Source organism: Dellaglioa sp. CoH-56-MRSF-13 (assembly GCF_056782095.1).
The window spans coordinates 1-306 of record NZ_JBXAYC010000137.1 but is presented as its reverse complement, the minus strand read 5'-3'; the positions used below and the strand labels follow the sequence as shown (position 1 = coordinate 306).

The following is a 306-nucleotide window of genomic DNA, read 5'->3' as shown; positions in this document are numbered from 1 at the left end:
GGTCAACACCCTCGCCATAATAGCCGTTGCTTGTACCGTACCATCGAATATCAACATACCCGCGAATTGTCGCGAATTTGTAAAACGTCCATCGGTACGACTCTACTGCATACGTGCAGTGATCAGCGTAATCTTCATCGTCCATCCAGCTTTCGCGCCGGGGCAGGATCGGGGGAGGCACACCATCCTGACCATCAGCCCAAGATACGACTTCTGCCACCAGAAGTGGAGTACCCAATAGGTCAGTGAGGTTGCCAACAATCGATTCGATGTACACCGACTCGCAGCAGTCTTGATCATGAAACA

1 protein-coding gene is annotated in these 306 nt (G+C 51.6%); it reads right to left on the bottom strand.

All coding sequences use genetic code 11. From position 1 onward, the window contains the following. Positions 1–277, bottom strand: a 277-nt coding sequence (locus AC1RP1_RS08205) for a DUF7448 domain-containing protein (RefSeq protein WP_481762752.1), incomplete at its 3' end; no start/stop codon positions are given. Positions 278–306: the final 29 nt, after the last annotated feature.